This window comes from Spirillospora sp. NPDC052269 (genome assembly GCF_040679435.1).
In the GTDB taxonomy this organism is placed as follows: Bacteria; Actinomycetota; Actinomycetes; order Streptosporangiales; family Streptosporangiaceae; genus Spirillospora.
Window position 1 is genome coordinate 1 of sequence record NZ_JBFAUU010000047.1, and the last position, 1,693, is coordinate 1,693.

Sequence of the window (1,693 nt, forward strand, 5' to 3'; positions counted from 1 at the left end):
GGAGACTGTGTGGGAGAGTAGGACGCCGCCGGACTTATATTGAGTGAGGCCCGCCACGAAAGTGGCGGGCCTCACCACTTTTCAGGGCCCCGCCACGAAAGTGGCGGGGCCCTTTTTTGTTTTCAGAGTCCAGACTTACGGGCTGGATCAGCTGTGATTCTCGGTGCCCGAGGGGCGAGGGGCGAGGCGCGAACTGGGCTGGCCGGTCATCGGCCGGCGGCGCCGATGACGAGGGCGATGACGGCAACGGCTCGGGCCGTGGCTCCTTGGCGGCGGGACGGGGCGAGCGCCCGGGGGCCGTTGTGCGGGCGGGACGGCGGAGTCAGAGGCGCTTGAGCTTCTTGGGCGTCCAGCCGCGGCGCTTGGCCTCGGCCCAGTCGCGGGGAGCGTTCGGCCCGTACCTGGTTGAGACGCGCCTGGAGCTCCTCCTCGTCATTCTCGACGACGGCGAGGCGCTCGGCCATCTGCTGCTCGATCAGCGGCTGTCGGCAGTGAGTGAGAGGGAACGGTGGGCTTGATTCCCTAGCCCTGGGCAGGCTCCACCTACGTCACGGCCACCACTGGTCAGGGACCTCTATCAATGGTCCCCGGCTGTGCAATGCAGGGCGGTCTGGACGGCAGAGAATACTTGCTCCTGCAGGGGCCCAGACGTGAGCAGGACGGCAGGCCCACCGGCCAAGCCTCCGCTCCAGCACGCGCCGACCCCGGCAGGCGAACGTCCCCGGAGGAAGAAGGAGAGGCCGCTTCCGTGCCCGCTTACGCGGCGCTCCCCGAAGTGTTCAATTGGCGGTGGCTCGACACCATCCCAACGAAGTCGTGAACACGGTCCCGCCGAACGCGCCCCCGGCGACGTCACGCCGGAGGAGGCGCTGGCCTGCTGCATCACCGAGCGCCTCGTGCCCGCGAACTGCGCCGAAGCCGTGATTCACATCGCGATGATCGACCTGATGGCCCGCTGCCTCACCAGTGAGAGCACTGTTGCCTGGCGGGGCGCCTGACACTACAGATCTGGGACGGAACTCCCCCCTAGGCGCGGTGGCGGATCTGCTCACTGGTCGCGGCTTAGGACGGTGAAGGAAGATTCCTTGGCTTGAAATCAGGGGGTGGCTGTGGCGGGTGGAGTTCCCTTCGAGGTGGTGGTTGGGAACGGTGTCCAATCGATGCTGGTGGTCGGTACTGGTGGGCGCGGGCCTTCCTGCCAGCCTTCGATGAGGTCGCTCTTCAGTGAGACGCAGAGCCAGATGAGCAGCCCTGCAGTGAGCGCGACGGCGGCCAGGAATGCGATGTCGCAACCGCAGCCGGCTTTGTTCAGGCGTTTCATCGGATCAGTTGGCTGTTCTCTGCTTGGGGTTGCCTCGGACGTCGACGTCGCGTTTGAAGTGGGGGATGTCCCTGAGCATGCGGTCGGCATCCACTTGATAGGGCTCGCCGTTGCCGTTGAGTCAGTGGTTCTGCAGGTCGGCGAGCTGCCGTTGGGCCTCCGGAGACAGCGGGCCCGGGGCGTGCACTGATGTCCAGGTGCATATGCCGTCACCCATGACGCGCAATCATGAACGACCGGGCGCCGTCGTCTCAACATCCGCGACGTCTGCGATCAACACTGAGCCTTTTTCAGTGAGTTTGGGCTTCGCGGGTTTGTAGGACGTGGATGGCCTTGGCGAGGTGGCCGGCTCGGTGTGGGCAGCAGCGGAGC

The 1,693-nt window shown here is 66.0% G+C and carries 2 protein-coding genes; one reads left to right on the plus strand and one right to left on the minus strand.

The features are described 5' to 3' along the window. The first annotated feature begins 332 nt into the window (after nucleotides 1–332). Nucleotides 333–518 (plus strand): hypothetical protein, encoded by a 186-nt coding sequence (locus AB0L06_RS43495; protein ID WP_500237639.1) that lies wholly within the window; start codon nucleotides 333–335, stop codon nucleotides 516–518. Between the two features lie 578 nt (nucleotides 519–1,096). Here AB0L06_RS43495 and AB0L06_RS43500 read toward each other — a convergent pair. Further along, on the minus strand, nucleotides 1,097–1,321 hold the full coding sequence (locus AB0L06_RS43500) for a hypothetical protein (protein ID WP_500237640.1): 225 nt from the start codon (nucleotides 1,319–1,321) through the stop codon (nucleotides 1,097–1,099). Nucleotides 1,322–1,693: the final 372 nt, after the last annotated feature.

What these genes read in the sequence shown, in the direction of transcription:
- AB0L06_RS43500 (WP_500237640.1), bottom strand. Translation starts at nt 1,321, where the DNA reads ATGAAACGCCTGAACAAAGCCGGCTGCGGTTGCGACATCGCATTCCTG.